This is a genomic window from Brachybacterium sp. 107, assembly GCF_052379725.1.
Lineage (GTDB): Bacteria > Actinomycetota > Actinomycetes > Actinomycetales > Dermabacteraceae > Brachybacterium.
This window is the reverse complement of sequence record NZ_JBQSYW010000003.1, coordinates 338,043-356,366: the sequence shown is the minus strand read 5'-3', so window position 1 is coordinate 356,366 and position 18,324 is coordinate 338,043. Positions and strand designations below refer to the sequence as shown.

The 18,324-nt window shown below is 69.7% G+C and carries 13 protein-coding genes; 2 read left to right on the top strand and 11 right to left on the bottom strand.

Annotated elements, in window-relative coordinates; translation table 11 throughout:
- Positions 1 to 5: 5 nt before the first annotated feature.
- Together ACT3UL_RS06440 and ACT3UL_RS06435 are read left to right on the top strand one after the other, a co-directional pair.
- Positions 6 to 2,300, top strand: a complete 2,295-nt coding sequence (locus ACT3UL_RS06440) for a family 78 glycoside hydrolase catalytic domain (protein WP_444577297.1) — start codon at positions 6 to 8, stop codon at positions 2,298 to 2,300.
- 215 nt (positions 2,301 to 2,515) lie between these two features.
- Positions 2,516 to 3,814, top strand: a complete 1,299-nt coding sequence (locus ACT3UL_RS06435; protein WP_444577296.1) for an ABC transporter substrate-binding protein — start codon at positions 2,516 to 2,518, stop codon at positions 3,812 to 3,814.
- Between the two features lie 434 nt (positions 3,815 to 4,248).
- On the opposite strand, the gene ACT3UL_RS06430 is transcribed toward ACT3UL_RS06435, so the two are convergent.
- The 11 genes from ACT3UL_RS06430 to ACT3UL_RS06380 all read right to left on the bottom strand — a co-directional run bounded on the left by ACT3UL_RS06430 (position 4,249) and on the right by ACT3UL_RS06380 (position 18,291).
- Entirely contained in the window at positions 4,249 to 6,069 is a 1,821-nt protein-coding gene (locus ACT3UL_RS06430) for an ABC transporter substrate-binding protein (protein WP_444577295.1), read from the bottom strand.
- On the bottom strand, positions 6,066 to 6,317 hold the full coding sequence (locus tag ACT3UL_RS06425; protein WP_343924780.1) for a hypothetical protein: 252 nt from the start codon (positions 6,315 to 6,317) through the stop codon (positions 6,066 to 6,068). Before ACT3UL_RS06425 ends, ACT3UL_RS06430 begins: the two co-directional genes overlap by 4 nt.
- Complete coding sequence (locus tag ACT3UL_RS06420) at positions 6,314 to 7,489, bottom strand: ABC transporter ATP-binding protein (RefSeq protein WP_444577294.1); 1,176 nt, start codon at positions 7,487 to 7,489, stop codon at positions 6,314 to 6,316. Before ACT3UL_RS06420 ends, ACT3UL_RS06425 begins: the two co-directional genes overlap by 4 nt.
- Positions 7,482 to 8,573: an ABC transporter ATP-binding protein gene (locus ACT3UL_RS06415; RefSeq protein WP_444577293.1), complete on the bottom strand. Its 1,092-nt coding sequence runs from the start codon at positions 8,571 to 8,573 to the stop codon at positions 7,482 to 7,484. Before ACT3UL_RS06415 ends, ACT3UL_RS06420 begins: the two co-directional genes overlap by 8 nt.
- Complete coding sequence (locus ACT3UL_RS06410; protein WP_444577292.1) at positions 8,573 to 9,490, bottom strand: ABC transporter permease; 918 nt, start codon at positions 9,488 to 9,490, stop codon at positions 8,573 to 8,575. Before ACT3UL_RS06410 ends, ACT3UL_RS06415 begins: the two co-directional genes overlap by 1 nt.
- Positions 9,487 to 10,587 carry an ABC transporter permease gene (locus ACT3UL_RS06405; RefSeq protein WP_444577291.1) on the bottom strand — a complete coding sequence of 367 codons (1,101 nt, stop codon included), beginning with the start codon at positions 10,585 to 10,587 and terminating at the stop codon, positions 9,487 to 9,489. The genes ACT3UL_RS06410 and ACT3UL_RS06405 overlap by 4 nt, the downstream gene beginning before the upstream one ends.
- Positions 10,588 to 10,951: 364 nt before the next feature.
- Positions 10,952 to 13,642 carry a glycosyl hydrolase gene (locus ACT3UL_RS06400; protein ID WP_444577290.1) on the bottom strand — a complete coding sequence of 897 codons (2,691 nt, stop codon included), beginning with the start codon at positions 13,640 to 13,642 and terminating at the stop codon, positions 10,952 to 10,954.
- A gap of 96 nt (positions 13,643 to 13,738) precedes the next feature.
- Positions 13,739 to 14,968, bottom strand: coding sequence for a Gfo/Idh/MocA family protein (locus tag ACT3UL_RS06395; protein WP_444577289.1), 1,230 nt, complete (start codon positions 14,966 to 14,968; stop codon positions 13,739 to 13,741).
- Entirely contained in the window at positions 14,965 to 16,314 is a 1,350-nt protein-coding gene (locus ACT3UL_RS06390; RefSeq protein ID WP_444577288.1) for a Gfo/Idh/MocA family protein, read from the bottom strand. Before ACT3UL_RS06390 ends, ACT3UL_RS06395 begins: the two co-directional genes overlap by 4 nt.
- 137 nt (positions 16,315 to 16,451) lie before the next feature.
- On the bottom strand, positions 16,452 to 17,360 hold the full coding sequence (locus tag ACT3UL_RS06385; protein WP_444577287.1) for a carbohydrate ABC transporter permease: 909 nt from the start codon (positions 17,358 to 17,360) through the stop codon (positions 16,452 to 16,454).
- Positions 17,353 to 18,291, bottom strand: a complete 939-nt coding sequence (locus ACT3UL_RS06380) for a carbohydrate ABC transporter permease (RefSeq protein ID WP_441462698.1) — start codon at positions 18,289 to 18,291, stop codon at positions 17,353 to 17,355. Before ACT3UL_RS06380 ends, ACT3UL_RS06385 begins: the two co-directional genes overlap by 8 nt.
- Positions 18,292 to 18,324: the final 33 nt, after the last annotated feature.

Sequence of the window (18,324 nt, the reverse complement as noted above, 5' to 3'; positions counted from 1 at the left end):
CCTTCATGACCAGCACCAGCACTTCCGCCCCCGCCCCCGCCCCGCTGACGCTCCTCGCCGACGCGCTCCCGATCACCGCCGACCCGACTGACGGCCGCGCCCCGATCCTGTCCACCCGGGCGGAGCTCACGCAGCCCGCCTCGACCATCACGAGCGCCGAGCTCCTCGCCACCGCGCACGGCATCTACGAGGCCACCCTCAACAGCTCCCCCGCCACCGACACGGTGCTCAACCCGGGGTGGACCGTCTACGAGTCCCGGCTCCAGGTGCAGCGCTTCGACGTCACCGAGCAGGTCCGCGCCGGTGACGGCCAGGTCGAGCTGTCCGTCCTCCTGGGCCGCGGCTGGTGGAACGGCGACTTCGGCTTCGGCGACGCCGCATCCAACTACGGGGACGAGAACGCCTTCCTCGCCGCCCTGGTCATCACCTACGCCGACGGCTCCACCCAGCAGGTCCTCACCGATGAGAGCTGGACCGCGACCGACTCCCCGATCACCTTCGCCACCATCTACGACGGCCAGCACGAGGACCGTCGGCTCCCTGCCGGCGATCCCCGCCCGGTGCGCGCCGCGGAGCTCGACCGCGACACGCTCATCGAGCAGGCCTCGCCGCTGATCACCCGCCACGAGAGCCGCCGGCCGGAGAAGATCTGGACGTCCCCGTCGGGGAAGACGCTGCTGGACTTCGGGCAGAACCTCGTGGGCTGGCTGCGGTTCACCGTCACCGGACCCGAGGGCACCGAGATCACCCTGCGCCACGCCGAGGTGCTCGAGCACGAGGAGCTGGGCACCCGCCCGCTGCGCTCGGCGAAGGCCACCGACCGTCTGGTGCTGTCCGGGGATCCGGCCGGCGACGTCTTCGAGCCCACCTTCACCTTCCACGGCTTCCGCTATGCGGAGGTCACCGGCTGGCCGGGCGAGCTCACGGCCGAGGACGTCGAGGCGGTCGTCGTCCACTCCGACATCCCGCGCACCGGCTGGTTCGAGTCCTCGCACGACGGGGTGAACCAGCTGATCAGCAACTCGATCTGGAGCCAGCGCGGCAACTTCCTCGCGGTCCCGACCGACTGCCCGCAGCGCGACGAGCGCCTGGGCTGGACCGGCGACATCGCCGCCTTCGCCGCGACCGCGACCTACCAGTTCGACGTCTCCGACTTCCTCCACAACTGGCTGATCGACGTGCAGGCCGAGGCGAACCTGCCGCCTCTGCACTTCGTCCCGTTCGTGGTCCCCGACAGCCTCAAGCTCCGCTCCCAGGGCAGCGACCCGATCGCCGATCGTCCCACCGAGACCCCGACGGCCATCTGGGGCGACGCCGCGGTGTGGGTCGCCGAGGCCCTGTGGAACGCCTACGGCGACCTCGAGCGCCTGCGCGCCGAGTACCCGGGGATGGTGCTCCACCTCGAGTCCGTCGAGCGCGCGCTCTCCCCCAGCGGCCTGTGGGACACCGGCTTCCAGTTCGGTGACTGGCTGGATCCCGACGCCCCGCCGGAGGATGCGGCCGCCGCGAAGGCCGACAAGGGCGTGGTCGCGACCGCCTGCCTGGTCCGTTCGGCCCGCTTCGCCGCCGAGACCGCGGGCCTGATCGGCGAGGAGGCCGACGCACAGCGCTGGCAGGATCTCGCCGACCGCACGCTCGCGGCCTTCACGCAGGCGTATGTGCAGGCCGACGGGCGGATCGTGTCGGATTGCGGCACCGTCTACGCGCTCGCGATCGCCTTCGACCTGCTCGACGACGCCACGCGACCGAAGTCCGCCGAGCGCCTCGCCGAGCTCGTGCGCGAGGCCGGCTATCAGGTCTCCACCGGCTTCGCCGGCACCCCGTTCATCACCTGGGCGCTCTCCGAGACCGGTCACATCGAGGATGCCTACAGGCTGCTGCTCGAGGATTCGAACCCGTCCTGGCTCTACCCCGTCTCGATGGGCGCGACGACCATCTGGGAGCGCTGGGACTCGATGCTGCCCGACGGCTCCATCAACCCCGGCGAGATGACGAGCTTCAACCACTACGCCCTGGGCGCGGTGGCGGACTGGATCTACCAGGTCGTGCTCGGCATCCGCGCCGCCGAGCCGGGCTACCGCCGGATCCTCATCCAGCCCACACCCGGCCCGGGCATCGACTGGGCGAAGGGCGCGTTCGACTCGGCGGTCGGTCGCATCGAGGTGGAGTGGTCCGTCCCGGCCGACGGCGGCTTCGCGCTCGCGGCGACGATCCCCGCAGGCGTCGGCGCCCTGGTGGTCCTGCCCGACGGCACGCAGCAGGAGGTCACCGGCACCGGGGAGCGGGTCACCCTGGCCTGACGGGACACGATGCGGTCATGATCACGCACTGGTAAGCGCTTGACCACTCGGGTCGGTGCCGGGGAGACTGTTCTCCTCGGCGCCGACCCGACACCTCTTCCCACGTGAGCAGCGATGCTCGACCTCGTCGGCTCGCCATGTCGTCGGCCCCCACCCCGTCGGCTCGTCATCCCGTCGGCCCCTCCGCCACCGTCTCTCTCCCTGCAGGAGCACGCATGTTCTCTCGTCGCCACGCCCTCACCCTCCTGGCCGCCGCCGGCGCGGCTCCCGCGCTCGCCTCCTGCGGACCCAACGCGGCCTCCTCCGACGACGGGCTGCGGGTGTACTGGTGGGGCGGCGACCTGCGCGCGGGCCTCACCCAGAAGGTGCTGGACATGTACACCGCCGACCACGCGGACCTCACGATCAAGCCGGAGTACAGCGAGTGGTCGGGCTACTGGGACAAGCTCGCCACCCAGACCGCGGGCGGCGCGAGCCCCGACGTGATCCAGATGGACGAGGCCTATATCGATTCGTACGGCTCCAAGGGCTCGCTGCTCGACCTCGAGTCGGTCTCGGACTCCCTGGACCTCTCGGCGATGGACGAGGCGATCCTGGAGACCGGCCGGCTCTCCGACGGCACTCTCGTGGGTGCCCCGAACGGCTTCAACCTCTACGCCACCGGCATGAACCCCACCGTGCTCGAGGCCGCCGGGATCGACCTGCCCGACGACACCACCTGGACCTGGGAGGACTTCCAGGCCCTGTGCCAGGAGCTCTCCGAGTGGGGGAAGTCCTCCGGGGAGGGCGAGTTCGGGACCAGTGGATTCGGCCTCGGCTCCGGGGACCTGGCCGCCTGGGCGCGGCAGACGGACAACGAGCAGCTCTTCCCGCGGGAGGACGAGGAGCTCGTCTCCAAGGACACGATCGTGTCGCTGCTGGAGTACAGCCTCGCTCTCAGCACCTCGGGCGCCGCCCTCGAGGCGGGGGCTCAGATCGAGAACTCCTCGGCCAGCCTCGAGCAGAGCCTGTTCGCGACCGGCAAGTGCGCGTTCCAGCAGGTCCCGAGCTCGCAGATCCTCACCTTCCAGGACTCCTCCGGCGATCCCCTGCAGCTGCTGCGCATGCCCGCACGCACCAGCGGCGAAGCGAACATGGTGAACAAGGCGTCGATGTACTGGTCGATCGGGGCCAAGGCCGCCGACGCGGGCGCCGCCGCGGACCTCACGAACTTCCTGCTCACCGACAAGGGCGCCGCCGAGGTGCTGAAGATCGAGCGCGGCATTCCCGCCTTCCCCGAGATCCAGGAGGCCGTGCGACCGCTGCTCAGCGAGAACGAGCTGGTCTCGCTGGACTTCGCGCAGATGATGCAGAAGGAGGTCGTGAAGCCTCCCGTGGTGACCCCGGCCAGCGGCGTCGGCTTCGGTGACGAGTACACCCGTCTCGCCGAGGAGGCCCTGTTCGAGAAGCGCTCCGCCTCCGACGTGGCCGACGAGATGCTCGAGATCCTCACCGGCATGCAGCCCGAGGGCTGACCCACCCACGACTGCCCCCAGGACCACGACCCTGCCCTGACCCCCGCCCCGGCCTGCCCTGCCCTGGTCTTACCTGGCACGCCCTGCCCTGGCCTGGTCTTGCCCGGCCTGGCCTGGCCTAGCACGCCCTGCCCTGCCCAAGCCCAAGCCCAAGCCCAAGCCCAAGCCCAAGCCCAAGCCCAAGCCTTACCAGACAGTTATGAGCGGCTCACTTCCACATTTGGAAGTGAGCCGCTCATAACTGCGAAGTAACCGCCGCTGACGGTGGCCTGGGCCACCCCCGGCGAACCCTGGCCAGCCCAGGCCAGCCTCGGTCAGCCTCGGTCAGCCTCGGTCAGCCCAGGTCAGCCCAGGTCAGCCCAGGTCAGCCCCGGCCAGCCCCGGCCAGCCCCGGCCAGCCCCGGCCAGCCCCGGCCAGCCCGGGCCGGCCTTGGTCAGCTCTCGACGGGGGTGATCTCGCCGCGGAACATCTTCAGCACCACGAAGTTGTCCGCATAGGGGGCGTTCTCCAGGATCGGGTCGCCCTCCTTCGGGAAGCCCTGCACCCGCACGCCCTCGAGCGCGGGGTTGTTCCCGTAGCGCTCGAAGATCGGGATGATCGGCAGGAGCTCGTTGAACGCCAGCGCCGCCACGGAGACGTTCTTCTTCTGCTCCTCGATGTCCAGACCCTCGCCGGACTCGGCGACGATCTTCTCGAGGTCGACCGTGCCCGCGGAGGTCTTCACGTCCTGCAGCGGGAAGCCGTAGCCCTTGCCGCCCTGGTTCTTCGCGATCGGGATGTTGTGCACGAACAGGTCCGTCACGAAGGAGAAGTGCGGGTGCGGGTGGGCCGACGAGCCCCAGGCCTGCATCGCCATCTCGAAGTCACCCTTGTCGATGTCGATCGGGGCCTGCTTGTCGTCCAGACCGCGAGCCGTGACCGAGATGCCGAAGGCCACGAACTGCTCGGCGAGGTTCTTGCCCGAGGCCGACCAGTCGGCATAGGTCTGCGGGAACTGGATCTCGTACTCTGCGACCTTCCCCTCGGGGGTCTTCCAGGCGTCGCCGTCCTTCTTCCAGCCCGCCTCCTCGAGGAGCGAGGTGGCCTTGTCGAGATCCTGATCGTAGGTGTCGATCTTGCCCTTGACCTCGTCGGTCAGCCACTCGTCGACGAAGTTGTCCGAGAAGCCGACCATGTTGACCACGGCCTTGCCGGACTCCGCGAGCGAGATCTGCCCATTGGTGGCCCGGTCGATCATGTAGGCGAAGGCCTTGCGGGTGCGCACATCGGCGAACTCGGGGAACTTGTCCTGGTTGAGGTACAGGGCGGGACCCGAGTACACCGGCGGGCGCAGGATCGTGTAGCCGGCCGACTCGAAGGGCTTCTCCGAGGCGGGGGCGAAGCCGTGCGTCGCATAGTCGACGTCCCCGGACTGCACGAGCGAGGTGATCTCGGTGGTCTCGCCGTTGTAGAGCACGACGCTGTCGAAGGTGACCTTGTCCGCTCCGTAGCCGGTCTTGTTCCGCACCAGCGTCAGCTGCGTGTTGGTGATCGTGTCGTAGTCGAAGTCGTACGGACCGGAGACCACGACGGTGTCGGGCTTGAAGGTCTGGAAGTCGGTGCCGAGCTTCGCGCCGTCGCCCTCGTCCATCGTGCCGCCGGCATCGATGACCGCCTTCGCACGGTCGGCGAACTCGCCGTACTGCGCGGTGGAGACGATGTTGCTCTTGAGCACGTAGCGCTCGAGCACCGCGGGCGGGTTCTCGAAGCTCACCACGACGGTCAGGTCATCGGGAGCCTCGAGGCCCTTGATGAACTCCCACGAGGCCGCGCGCTGGATGAACTGGAGGTAGAAGGAGGTGAGATAGTCCTGGGACGTCAGCGCCGAGCCGTCGCTCCAGGTCAGGTCCGGCTTGATCTTCAGCGTGAGGGTGCCGGCATCGATGTCGAGCTCATGCGACTCCGCCAGCAGGTACTCCCACTTCTTGTCCGCCCACAGCCACAGGGCCGACGGCGGGATCAGCAGATCGCGGTACAGGCCGTCACCGATCGTCGCAGTGGGGACGCCCGCGTACGGCTGGGCGGCGAAGTTGAAGTGGCCCTCCGGCGGCGGCAGGTACGGCCAGGCGCCGTGGAATGCGCTGGCGCCGCCGCCCTCGCCTCCGCCGCCGCCACCCTCGGGCTCCGCGGGGGCACAGGCGACCATGCCCGCACCGGCCACGCTGGTCAGTCCGACCGCCTTGAACAGGTCGCGTCGACTCCAGTTCATGCTCATGAGTTCTCCTTGGTTGTGACGACAACGTCGTCGTTGAGGTCGGACATCGCTTCGTCGCGATGCCGTCGTCGGTCTGTGAGGAGTCGTGCGGCCACGGAGCCCACGACGATGCCGAGGCCGAGCACGAGCGCGAGGAGGCTGACGACCCTCTCGCCGGTGCCCGGAGCGGTCAGAGGGATCATGAGGGCCGAGCCGACCCCCACGAAGCACCCGAGGGACAGCAGGGCGCGGGTCGCGGTGTCGATCACGGGACGCCACCCCCGCCGGCTGCGCCGCCCGCCGCACGCCCCGGGGCATTCCCCGTGCCGCCCGGAGCGCTCCCCGAGCCACCCGCGGCGCTCCCCGGCGAGCCTCCGCTCGCCGCCCCGACCGGAGACTCCGGCCGGGGGTCCGTCACCACCATGCAGGCGACGTCCTGGACGGTCGCCCCGGGAACGGGCTCGAGCACGGGGACGTTCTCGCGGCAGCGGTCCTGGGCGAGGGGGCAGCGCGGATGGAAGGTGCATCCGCTGGGCAGGTCGGACAGGCTCGGGATCTCGGCGCTGATCAGGCCACCGCCGGACTTCTTCTGTGCGGCCAGCTCCGGATCGGGCTCGGGGACCGCTTCGAGCAGCGCCTTGGTGTACGGGTGCTGCGGGTTGTTGATGACCTGCTGGGTGGGTCCCACCTCGACGATCTTGCCCAGGTACATCACCGCGGTCCGGCCTTCCCACGCGAAGTACTTCGCGAGCGCCAGGTCGTGGGTGATGTAGATGAAGCCGACGCCCTCCTCCTTGCGGAGCTTGGTGAGCATGTTCAGCAGGCTCACGCGGATCGACACGTCGAGCATCGAGGTCGACTCGTCCGCGATCAGCAGCCGCGGCGAGAGGGTCAGCCCGCGGGCGACGGCGACGCGCTGGCGCTGCCCACCGGACATCTGGTGCGGGAACTTCTCGCTGTAGCTGCCCGGCGGGGTGAGGTCCACGGTCGTCAGCAGCTCGTCCACCCGCTCATCGATCGCGGCGGCGCCCCGCGCGAGGCCGTGCTTCTTCAGCGGGATCGCGAGCGTGCTGCGCACGGAACGGATCGGGTTCAGCGAGGCATAGGGATCCTGGTGGATGTACTGCACGGCGCGCCGGTACTCGCGGCGCTCCGCCCGGGTCATCGTCGAGAGGTCCTTGCCCTCGTAGCGGACCGTCCCGGAAGTCGGGGAGGCCAGACCCGCGGCGAGCCGGGCTGTGGTGGTCTTCCCGCTGCCGGACTCGCCGACCAGGCACAGCACCTCGCCCGGGCCGACGCTCAGGGACACGTCCGAGACGGCGGGAAGGTCCTTGCCCTTGACGTGGAACACCTGCGAGGCGCCGTCGAGCTCGATGAGCGGGACAGCGGGCTGGGCCGACGCCGGATGCTGGGCCGAGGAATCGGGGGTGGTCTCAGGCACGCGCGATCACCTTCCGTTCGTGGTGGACCTGGTCGTGGTGGATGCAGGCCGCGGCATGGGTCATGTCCTGCGGCCGCTCGGTCAGCGTGATCAGCTCGGGCTCGACGGCCCGGCACTCGTCGGTCGCGAGCTCGCACCGCGGGGCGAAGGCGCAGCCGGGAGGCAGCGTCGCGAGCGACGGCGGGGAGCCGGGGATGGACGCCAGCTCCGGCAGGTCGCCGGTCACGGGCGGCACCGCGTTGATCAGCTTGGACGTGTACGGGTGCTTGGGCGCGGTGAAGATGTCCTGCGTGGCGCCGGTCTCGATGACCTTCCCGGCATACATCGTCACCACCCGGTCGGCGAGCTCGGCGGCGAGCGCGAGGTCGTGCGAGATGAAGATCATCGCGAACTTGAACTCCTCGCGCAGCTCCGCGAGCAGGTCGATCACGGTGCGCTGGGTGAGGATGTCCAGCGCCGTGGTCGGCTCGTCCAGCACCAGCAGACGCGGGTGCAGGAGCAGCCCGGTGGCGATCAGCGCACGCTGCTTCATGCCGCCGGAGAGCTCGTGCGGGTAGCTGCCCAGCACGCGTCGGGGCTCCAGCCGCACGGAGCGGAGAGCCTCGGCGGAGCGCTCGAGGATCTCCCGTCGGCCGATCCTCCCGTGGGCGTGATCCTTGAGCGTGTCGGCCATCTGCTGGCCGATGGTGAGCACCGGGTTGAAGGCGTTCTGCGCCCCCTGGAACACCATGGCGGCCTCGGACCAGCGCCACCGGCGCAGCTGCGCCTGGCTCATCGTGGTGACCTCGCGCTGCCGGCCGTCCTCGCCGGTGAACTGGACGGATCCGCTGCTGATCTCACCGAGGGTGGGCAGCAGGCGCAGCAGGGCGAGGCCGAGCGTCGTCTTGCCGCTGCCGGATTCGCCGACCAGGGCGAGGGAGCTCTCGGGGTACAGGTCGAAGCTGACCCCGCGCAGCGCCCGCACGCGGGAGTTCTTGCCGGTGCGATAGGCGACCTCGAGGTCGCGCACCGCGAGCACGGGCTCGGGGGCGCCGGCAGCGGCCGTGGTCTGCGAGCCGGTCGGGGGTGTCGTGGAGTCGGTCATCAGCGGTCCCTCAGTCGGGGGTTGAGGATCTCTTCGAGGGTGCGGGTCAGGAGGATCAGGCCCAGCTGGAGCAGCACGATCATCGTGACCGGGGCGATGATGTACGGCATCGCGTCGGGGTTGAACATCGCGCCCTTGGTCCACGCGTCGTTGATCATGATTCCCCAGTTGCTGCCCTTCTGCGGGGCGAGGCCCAGCAGGTACAGGCCCACCATCGCGTAGATCGCGTTGGTGACCGCGATGATGAAGTTGATCAGGATGTAGCTGGCCATGTTGGGGACGATCTCCCCGAACACGATGCGCACCCAGCCCACGTCGAGCAGCTGCGCCGCCTCGACGAACTCGCGCTCCTTGAGGGAGAGCACCTGGGCGCGGATCGAGCGCATCAGCACCGGCCAGCTCAGGATGCCGATGATCACGGCGAGCAGCGCGGGCGAATCGAGCTTGTAGAACGCGCCGACCACGGCCAGCAGCACGATCTGCGGCACGGTCATCACGACGTCGGTCAGCTGGAGCATGAGCGCATCGAAGCGGCCGCCGAAGTAGCCGGCCAGCGAGCCGATCGCCACGGCGATCACGGTGGTGATCGTCGCCGCGAGGAAGCCGACCATCAGCACGGTGGTGCCGCCGGTGACGAGCAGGTGGAGGGTGTCCTTGCCGCTGCCCTCGAGGCCCAGCCAGTGGCTGCCGCTGGGGGCCTCCCAGGCGCGGGCCGGATCTCCGATGATCTGGGTGCCGAGGATCAGGGGTCCCACCAGGGAGACCAGCAGGATCGCGACCACCAGGCAGAGCCCGATGAAGCCGGACGTGCTGCGGGTGAGCTCGTTGAACAGTCGACGCAGGGGGCTGACCCCGGCGGCCTTGCCGGGGATCGGGATCCCCGGCTCGGTGGTGACGGGCGGTGCCGAGGCGCTCATGCCGCGCCTCCTTCGCCGAGCCGGATCCGCGGGTCCAGCGCGGCGTTGATGAGGTCCGCGGCGAGGTTCGCGAGCACGACGGTGATGGTCACGACCAGCAGCACCCCCTGGATGGTCGGATAGTCGCGGGTGTTGATCGACTCGAACAGCAGCAGGCCGATGCCCCGGTACGAGAACGTCTGCTCGACGAAGATCGCGCCGCCGACGATGAAGCCGGCCTGGGTGGCGATCTGGGCGATCAGCGGCAGGAGGGCGTTGCGGCCGACGTAGTTGGTCTGGATGCGGGATTCCTTCAGACCGCGCGCCTTCGCGACGGTCACGTAGTCCTCCCCCAGCACCTGGGTGGTCGAGGCCTTCATGATCAGCGCCCAGGTCCCCACGGTGGTGAGGATGTACGTGATCATCGGCAGCGTCGCGTGATAGCCGATGTCGGAGAGGAACCGGAGGGAGAGCTCCGGATCCACCCCCGGGGAGACGTTGCCGCGCATCCGGGTGTAGTCGATGACTCCGAGCTGGACGGCGCCGACGACCACGATGAGGATCGCGAGCAGGTAGTTGGGGATCGCGTGGAAGCCGCTGCCGATGATGGAGACGGCGTGGTCGATGATCCCGCCACGGCGGTACGCCATGATCATGCCCAGGATCAGGCCCACCGTGATGGAGATCAGCAGGGCCAGGCCCACGCTGTAGAGGGTCCACGGGAGGTACTGGGCGATCTTCTCGGTCACCGTGATGCCGGGGGTCTTGATCGACGTGCCCAGGTCGCCCTGCAGCAGGCCGCCCAGGTAGTCGAGGTACTGGCGCCACAGCGGGGTCGCCGGGTCGAAGCGGAAGTAGTTCTGCGCCTCGGCGGCCGCCTGCTCGTAGCTCTTGCCGTACAGGGCGATCTGCTGGTTGACATAGACGTCCACAGGGTTGCCCGGGAGCAGGCGCACCATGAGGAACACGCCGGAGGCGACCACCCAGATCACGAAGACCGAGCGCACCAGGCGCCGCAGGACGAACGAATGGTAGATCCGATGCCCCAGCGGCGCCTTGGGGCGCGCGAGGGGACGAAGCCCCGGCGGGGCCCCCGGCGTCGATACATCAGCGGTCATTGCTCTCCTCGGTCAAGCGACGGTGCTCGATGCGAAACTCTAACCACATTGTGACTGCTCCCACAGAGGGACACGGTCACAATCTGGTATTTCTGCAGGGGGCATTCATAATTCCGTCGCCCAGCCCCTCCCGGGCTCGGAGCGGCGGCTGTGCTCACCGCGGAGCCCCGCCCGTCCGCCGCCACGGCCGCACCACGCGCGCACGCTGCTCGGCCGACGGGCGGCGCGGCGCCGGGCAGGGAGGGAGAGGTCGCTCCTGGTCAGCGAGTTTGTGCAGTGAGTTCGTCCCGAGAGCTCGTTCAGAGTGTGCGTTCAGAGAGTGCGTTCAGAGAGTGCGTTCAGGCGGGATGATCGGCCCGAGTGCTCAGCGACGTGTCCCCTGCGCCAGACGGTGCCGTGGTCCCCGCGCCAGACGGTGCAGCACCGGTACCGCCTGCAGACCCAGGTCCACCTGGTCCAGCGCGAGGTCGAGATCCTGCTGGTCGAACCGCCTGCCGTACTCATCGCGGCTCGCGGCGACGATCCCTGCGGCAGACGGATCGGCGGCCACGAGCGGTGCGGCGGTGCCGTGCACCTCCAGCCGCAGCGTGTTCTCCCCGGGGCGCAGGACGTCGGTGAGGTCGAGCCGATGGGGTGCATCCCAGATGACCCCGGCCTCTCTGCCGTCGACCGAGACCACCGCGATCTCGCGCACGGGCGGTGCCAGGAGCACGCGATAGCTCGCCGCCTGCCGAGTCGAGTTCTCCAGGATCCGGCTCGGACCGAGGTCGAGCACCAGAGCGGAGGCGTCGTCGCACCAGCCGGGCTCCACGACCACCGTGGTCTCGTACGTCCCGGACACCAGCGGCGGCTCGGTCCCCCAGCGGTGCGGGAGTTGGACCTCGACGGGCTCCTCCCCCGAGCCCGCCCCCAAGCCCTCACCCAGGCCCACTCCCCGGCCGACTCCCCGGCCGACTCTGGGCGTGAACCTCCAGGGACCGTCGAGGCGGAGGGCATCCGGGCGAGCGCTCTCGCGCCCCGCACCCGACGTGCCACGATCCGGATCCGGCACCACCGTCTCGGAGACGACCGCTTCGGAGACGACCGCTTCAGGGACGACCGCTTCGGACACCACTTCCCCGGAGGCCACGAGCACGGTCGCCTCGTCGGGATGCAGCGTCACCGTGGCCACGCCGCCCTGGTGCGTCGTGGTCCCAGCCCCGGGGTTCCGGGGATCCCACTGCTCGCAGCGGGCCCGGCGGATGCGCGGGGTCAGGCCGACCGTGCGCACCTGCGGCCCGGTGTTGGCCACGAAGTAGACGTCCCCGTCGGCCAGCCGTCGATGGACGACGCCGATCTCCCCTCCGCCGCCCTCCAGGGCCATGTCAGGGGCCAGACTCCTCGCGAGCACCTCGGGGAGGCTCGCCGCGTCGGCCGCGATCCCCTCGGGGTAGGCGGGCGAGTCGACGGCGATGACGGTGCCGCCGGCCTCCCGGACCGCGTCGAGCCACGCGCGTGCGGGCTGTGGGAGCCGAGTGACCCGCGGCAGCACCACGACGGAGGCGCTGCGCGCCTCGAGCATGTCGAGCGCCTGGTCGTCGACCAGATCGAGGTCGTAGCCGGCACGCCGGATCGCGGCCGGGATCTCCGGCCCGATGTGGTCGCGGCAGGCTCGCCAGAGGTCGAAGCCCTCGCCGTGGGCGGCGTACAGATCGCTCGTGGGCAGGTAGATCTTCACGTCGGCCACCGGTTTCCCCTGCCGCAGGAGCCAGGAGAGGCGGGTCAGGTAACGGGTCAGCTCGGGCATCGCGGGCCACCAGGGGTTGCGGTCGTCCAGCGCCCCGGCGGCGTAGAACATCCATCCCATCCCGGGCGCCTCGGGCGGGGAGTACGGCCAGCCGTGGCCCACGAACTGGTTGATTCCCAGCAGGAGATGCTCGTGCGCCTCGCCTTTGAGATCCAGCGGGGTGGCGCGGAAGGAGGGCGAGTGCACCCAGGTCCAGATCTCGCTGGAGACCAGGTCACGGCCGTCCAGGTGCGCCGCGGAGGAGGCCCAGCGGGTCTGCGGCAGCCCCGTCCAGCCCCAGCCCTCGCCCTCGATGAGGTCGGCTCCGAGCTGAGAGCTGAGCGTCACCGGAGGCTGGCCGTAGCCCTGGAGGCGGAAGGGGATCCCCCGGTCACGGGCCCACTCGCGGCAGACCGCCACGAAGTTCTCCTCGACGAGCTCGGTGAGGGTGCGGCCCATGTCGATCCGGAAGGCGGCCGATCCGTCCTCGTCGACGTGGAGCCGGTGCAGCAGCGGCAGCGGGTCGTAGCCGCGACGACGCGCGAACTCCTGCGGGAGGTCCGGCGTCCAATCCGCCCCGTACACCTCGAGGCTGTCGCAGAACACGGAGCCGAGCAGCTCGGCGGGGACCGCCTCGAGCAGCGCCCCGCCCACCATGTCGAGGTGATGGCGGGCGGCCTCGGCCGAGTAGTGGTCGAGCACGGGTCCTTCCGCGCCGGCGGAGGCCCGCTTGACCTGCTGGCCGGTCACCCGGGACCAGGCCAGCAGCACCGTGCGAGGTCCGCGGCCGGCCGGGACGTGCAGCACCTCGCCGAGGGGCAGCGGGGTCCAGTCATCCGGCGGGAATCCCTCGCCGACGAACGCGGCGACGAGCTCGTCCCCGGGCCAGGGACTGGTCACCGTCACGTCGAAGGGCTCGGGCGAGATGTCCCGTCGGTCCCAGTGCAGGGTGCGGGAGGCGTGCTCCGGCCCGATGTGGGAGCCGCCGTAGGACCAGCCGCTGGTGAGCGTCACGTCCAGGCGCAGTCCGAGATCACGCGCGGTCTCCGCGGCGTGGCGCACCTGCGCGAGCAGCCCGTCGGAGAGGAACCGCGGCGATCCCTCCCGCAGCGGGTAGACGAAGGCGAGCTCCGCTCCGCCGAGGCCGGCGTCGGCCATCGCGCGCAGCTCGCGATCGATCTCGGCCTCCTCGACGTCAGGGCCGAACCACCACCAGCGCATCAGGGGGCGCGCCGCCGGATCGGGCTCCGTGAACCCTGTCCGGACATCATCGATGGTCGGTCTGGTCATCGTGGTCACCTCTGGGTGTGGTGCGAAGATCCCGGATCCGTCGGAGCAGCGACCTCGGTGCTGCCTCCCGGGCGACTGCAGCTGCGCTGTGACGACTCAGCGGTGCGGCGGCGTCCAGATATGCACGGCATCCTCCCGCGCCCACGACACCCCGAGCTCGCTGAAGGGACGCCCCTCGGCGAGCGCGGCGTGCAGCGTCTGCTCGATGTCCTCGACCACGGGATGCGCGGCGTCCCCCTCACCCTGCCAGTCGACCGCCGCATCGGCGACCGGGGCGGGGTCGGGCGCGGACTGGATCGCCTCGAGCACGGCGCTGAACGCCCCGGTCGAGCTCAGCGGCGAGATCAGCGCGACGCTGCGCTCGCGGACATGGTCGATGAGGTTCTCCAGCAGGTCGAGGCGCTGGTGGGAGAGCTCCGCAGCTCTTCCGTCGGCCCTTCTCTCCGTCTCTCCCCCAGCGCCCCGCGTGCGCCGGGAGGTGTCGTCGGTGTACTGCAGCCGGTGGGTGCCGTCGGTCCCGACGATCTCGACCCACGGCGGACTCTGCGCGGGCGCCGTGGTCGTCAGCGCGCAGACCACCGAGGGGCCCTCCCCCGTGGGGTCGATGCGCAGGAAGGTCGTGTCGTCGGCCTCGATGTCGTGGGCCCGGCGCAGCTCGGTCGTCACCCGCGCGATGTCGGAGACCTCCTGGATCCCGGCGATGACCAGGGCCGCGTGCACGGAATGGGCGAGCGGGTTCGTGGCGACCCCGTCGGCCACCCGTCGGCCGTTCAGGCGGCGCCTGCCTGCCCAGGCCGAGCGGTTGTAGTACGCGCGGTCCCGCTGCCAGGCCCCATACGCTCGCACGGTGTCGACCCGTCCGAGAGCACCGGTCGCGACCTCTTCGCGCAGCACGTCCACGCCCGCCCCGCCGCGCGCTTGGAAGCCGACCTGCACGGAGCGCCCAGCGGCGTCGGCCGCCTCGAGCAGGCTCCAGTGATCTGCGAGAGCCGGCACCGGAGGCTTCTCGAGGTAGACGTCGAGCCCGGCGGCGAGCGCCTCGGTCGCGAGCGGCACATGGGTGTCGATCGGGGTCGCGATGATGACGATCTCGGGCCGGTCCTCGGCGGGCGTCGCGGAGAGCAGATCGGCGAGCGAGCGGTGATGGATCGCGCGCAGCTCCTCGGGCGGCTCTGCCACATCGACGACACCCACCAGGCGGGCGATGCCGGCTCCCTCGAGCCGGGCGAGGGTGCGCAGGTGCACGGCACCGAAGCCGTGCGTGCCGATCAGCGCGATCCGGGCCGGGCCGGTGGGCGTCGTGGTGCTCACGGGACTCGTAGTCATCGGGCGGCCTCCACGGTGTCGCGGCGCGAGAGGTCCAGGCCCAGGAACTCCCTGACGTCGATCGGCAGACCCGTGGCGAGCGATTCGTTGCCGCAGATGCCCACGCTGATCGCGCGCAGCCCGTCGCGGTGATCGGAGGGTCGTCCCAGCTCGTCCTGCGCGGGGCCCACGAAGACGTCGCGCAGCAGCAGGGCGTCGCCGCCGCCGTGGCCGCCCACGCCCTCGGGGATCGCCACCTCACGGGCGGGCTCGAAGTGCTTCTGCACCACGAGGCGCTCCCCGCGCTCGCGCACCCCGGCGTCGGGCGCGGTCACCGCGACGGCGCTGGGGTCGACGTGGGCATGACCGTCCTCCTCCTCGACGATCACCTCCGCGCGCTCGATCACCTCGAGCTCGGCGCGGCCGGCGGTGCCGTTGATCGCCACCCGGTAGCCCTCCCACGGGCTGTGGGCGCTCAGGGCGTAGGTGAGCACGGGCCCGCCGACGTAGTCGACGATCGCGGTGAGGTTGTCCTCGGTGGTGATCCCGGCGTCGAACACGGAGCGATCGCGCTGGTAGCCGTCGTGCTGCTCGGCGCGGAGGTAGAGCGCCTCGAGGCGTTCGTCGGAGCGCAGGTCCAGCTCGAAGGGATCGTGCGCGCCGTCATGGGTGCCGCGCTCGGGCAGGGGTGCCCGGCCGCGGGCGGCGGCGTTGTCCTGCCCGTAGAAGCGCAGGCCGCCGCGGGCGTAGACCCGCGCGGGGGTGTCGGCGATCCACCAGTTCACGAGGTCGAAGTGGTGCGCGGCCTTGTGGATGAACAGGCCGCCGCTGTTGGTCTTGTCGCGGTGCCAGCGGCGGAAGTAGTCCGCGCCGTGCTGGGTGTCCAGCACCCACTCGAAGGTCACGGAGACCACGTCACCGATCTCGCCGGAGGCGATGACCTGCTTGAGCGCGGTGTTGCGCGGGCTGTAGCGGTAGTTGAAGGTCACCACCACGCTGCGTCCGGTGCGATCGATGGCGTCCTGGATCGCGCGGGCCGACGGGGCGTCGATGGTCAGGGGCTTCTCGACGATGACGTCGGCCCCCGCCTCGAGCGAGCGCACCACGTGCTCAGCGTGGAGGCGGTCCACGCTGGTGACGATCACGCGGTCCACCTTCTGCTCGCGGATGACGTCCTCGAGCTGCTCGGGCCCGGCGAGGACCACCTCGGCGAAGGCCGGGACGCGGTCGCGGTGGAACTCGCGACGGGCCGGATTCACGTCCAGCAGAGCCACCAGCTCGGCGACGTCGGCATGGGGGCCGGCGATCGCGTCGAGGTACAGCTGGGCGCGGTGTCCGGAACCGATCAGGGCATAGCGGGTGGGCATGACTCTCCTGGTTGGGGGTGGTCGAGCGGGTGGAGCGGGGTGCGGCGACCGGGCGGCCGACGGGGCGGCCGACGGGGTCGGAACCCCGTCGGCCCACCCGATGGCTGCTCGGTGGTGCCTCGGCTGCTGCTCGGCGGCTACTTGATGCCGGTGGTCGCGAAGCCCTTGACGAGGAATCGCTGACCGAACAGGAACACGAGGAACAGCGGGATCAGGGAGACGACCGACATGGCGAACATGGCGCCCCAGTCGGAGGACCCCTGGGTGTCCAGGAACGACTTCAGCGCGAGCGGCACGGTGAAGTTGTCCGGCGTGGTCAGGTAGATGAGGGAGCCGAAGAAGTCGTTCCACATCCACATGAAGGTGAAGATCGTCGTGGTCGCGAGCGCCGGCAGCATGAGCGGCAGGATCACCTGGAAGAAGATCCGGAAGTGGCCGCAGCCGTCGATGCGAGCGGCCTCGTCGAGCTCCCGGGGGATGCCGCGGATGAACTGGACCATGAGGAACACGAAGAAGGCGTCGGTGGCCAGGAACTTCGGCAGGATCAACGGGAGCATCGTGTTCACCCAGCCCGTCTGGCTGAACATGATGTACTGCGGCACGATCACCACGTGGATCGGCAGCATCAGCGTCATGAGCATGATCGCGAAGGCGATGTTGCGGCCCCAGAACTTCAGCCTCGCGAAGGCGTAGGCCGTCAGCGAGCAGGCGATGAGGTTGCCGATCACGCAGCCCAGCACCAGCAGCGTCGAGTTGATCAGGTAGTGCGAGAACGGCTGTGCGAGGGATTCCCAGCCGCGCACGTAGTTCGAGAAGTCCAGGCTGATCGGGAAGATGCCGGGGTTGCGGAAGATCTCGTCGTTGGGTCGCAACGAGGAGACCACCATCCACAGCAGCGGATAGATCATCACGATCGACGCGACGATCATGATCGCGTGGCGCACGCCGCGGCGCACGAGGTGATTGCGGCGGGGGCGGGGCGTCGGCGCCGCGGTGTCGGTGCCCGGGGCCTCGGCGGAGGTCGGTCGGCTCTGCAGATCAGTCATCGTAGAACACCCAGAACTTGGAGACGAAGAAGTTGATGGCGGTGAAGATCGCGACGATGATCAGCAGCAGCCACGCCATCGCGGAGGCATAGCCCATGTCGAACTGGGTGAAGCCCTTCTGGTAGAGGTACAGCGTGTAGAACATCGTGGAGTCCGACGGCCCGCCGGTGCCGCCCGAGACCACGAACGCCTGCGTGAACGACTGGAACGCGTTGATGACCTGCAGCACCACGTTGAAGAAGATGATCGGCGTGAGCAGCGGGATCGTGATCTTGAAGAACTGCGCGACCTTCGAGGCACCGTCGACGGACGCCGCCTCGTAGTACATCTCGGGGATCTGTCGCAGGCCCGCGAGGAAGATGATCATCGGTGAACCGAAGGTCCACACGTGCAGCAGGATGATCGTGCCCAGCGCGGTGTCGGGGTTCGACACCCAGCCCGGCAGATCCGTGAGGCCGAACATCCCGGCGACCTGGTTGATCAGGCCGTTCGCACCGAACATCTGGCGCCACAGGATCGCGATGGCCACCGAGCCGCCCAGCAGGGACGGCAGGTAGAAGATCGAGCGGTAGAACGCCAGACCCTTGATGCCCTGGTTCAGCACCACCGCGAGCAGCAGCGCCATGACCAGCTGCAGCGGGGTCCCCACGAACACGTAGATGAAGGTGACCACCAGCGAGTTGTGCAGGCGGGTGTCGCCGATCATCTCCTTGATGTTGTCGAGTCCTACGAACTCGGGCGGGGCCAGCAGGCTGTAGTCGGTGAACGCGAGCACGAACGACGCGACCATCGGGATCAGCGTGATGCCCAGCAGCCCCACCAGCCACGGCAGCATGAACACCAGCGCCGACTTGTTGTCGGGGTGCTTCTCCTTCGCACCGCCCTTCTTGCGATTCGACACCATCTGTGTCAGTTCGCCGACTGCACTCATCGGTCCCTTCCCTTCATCGTTCCGCCGGAGGTC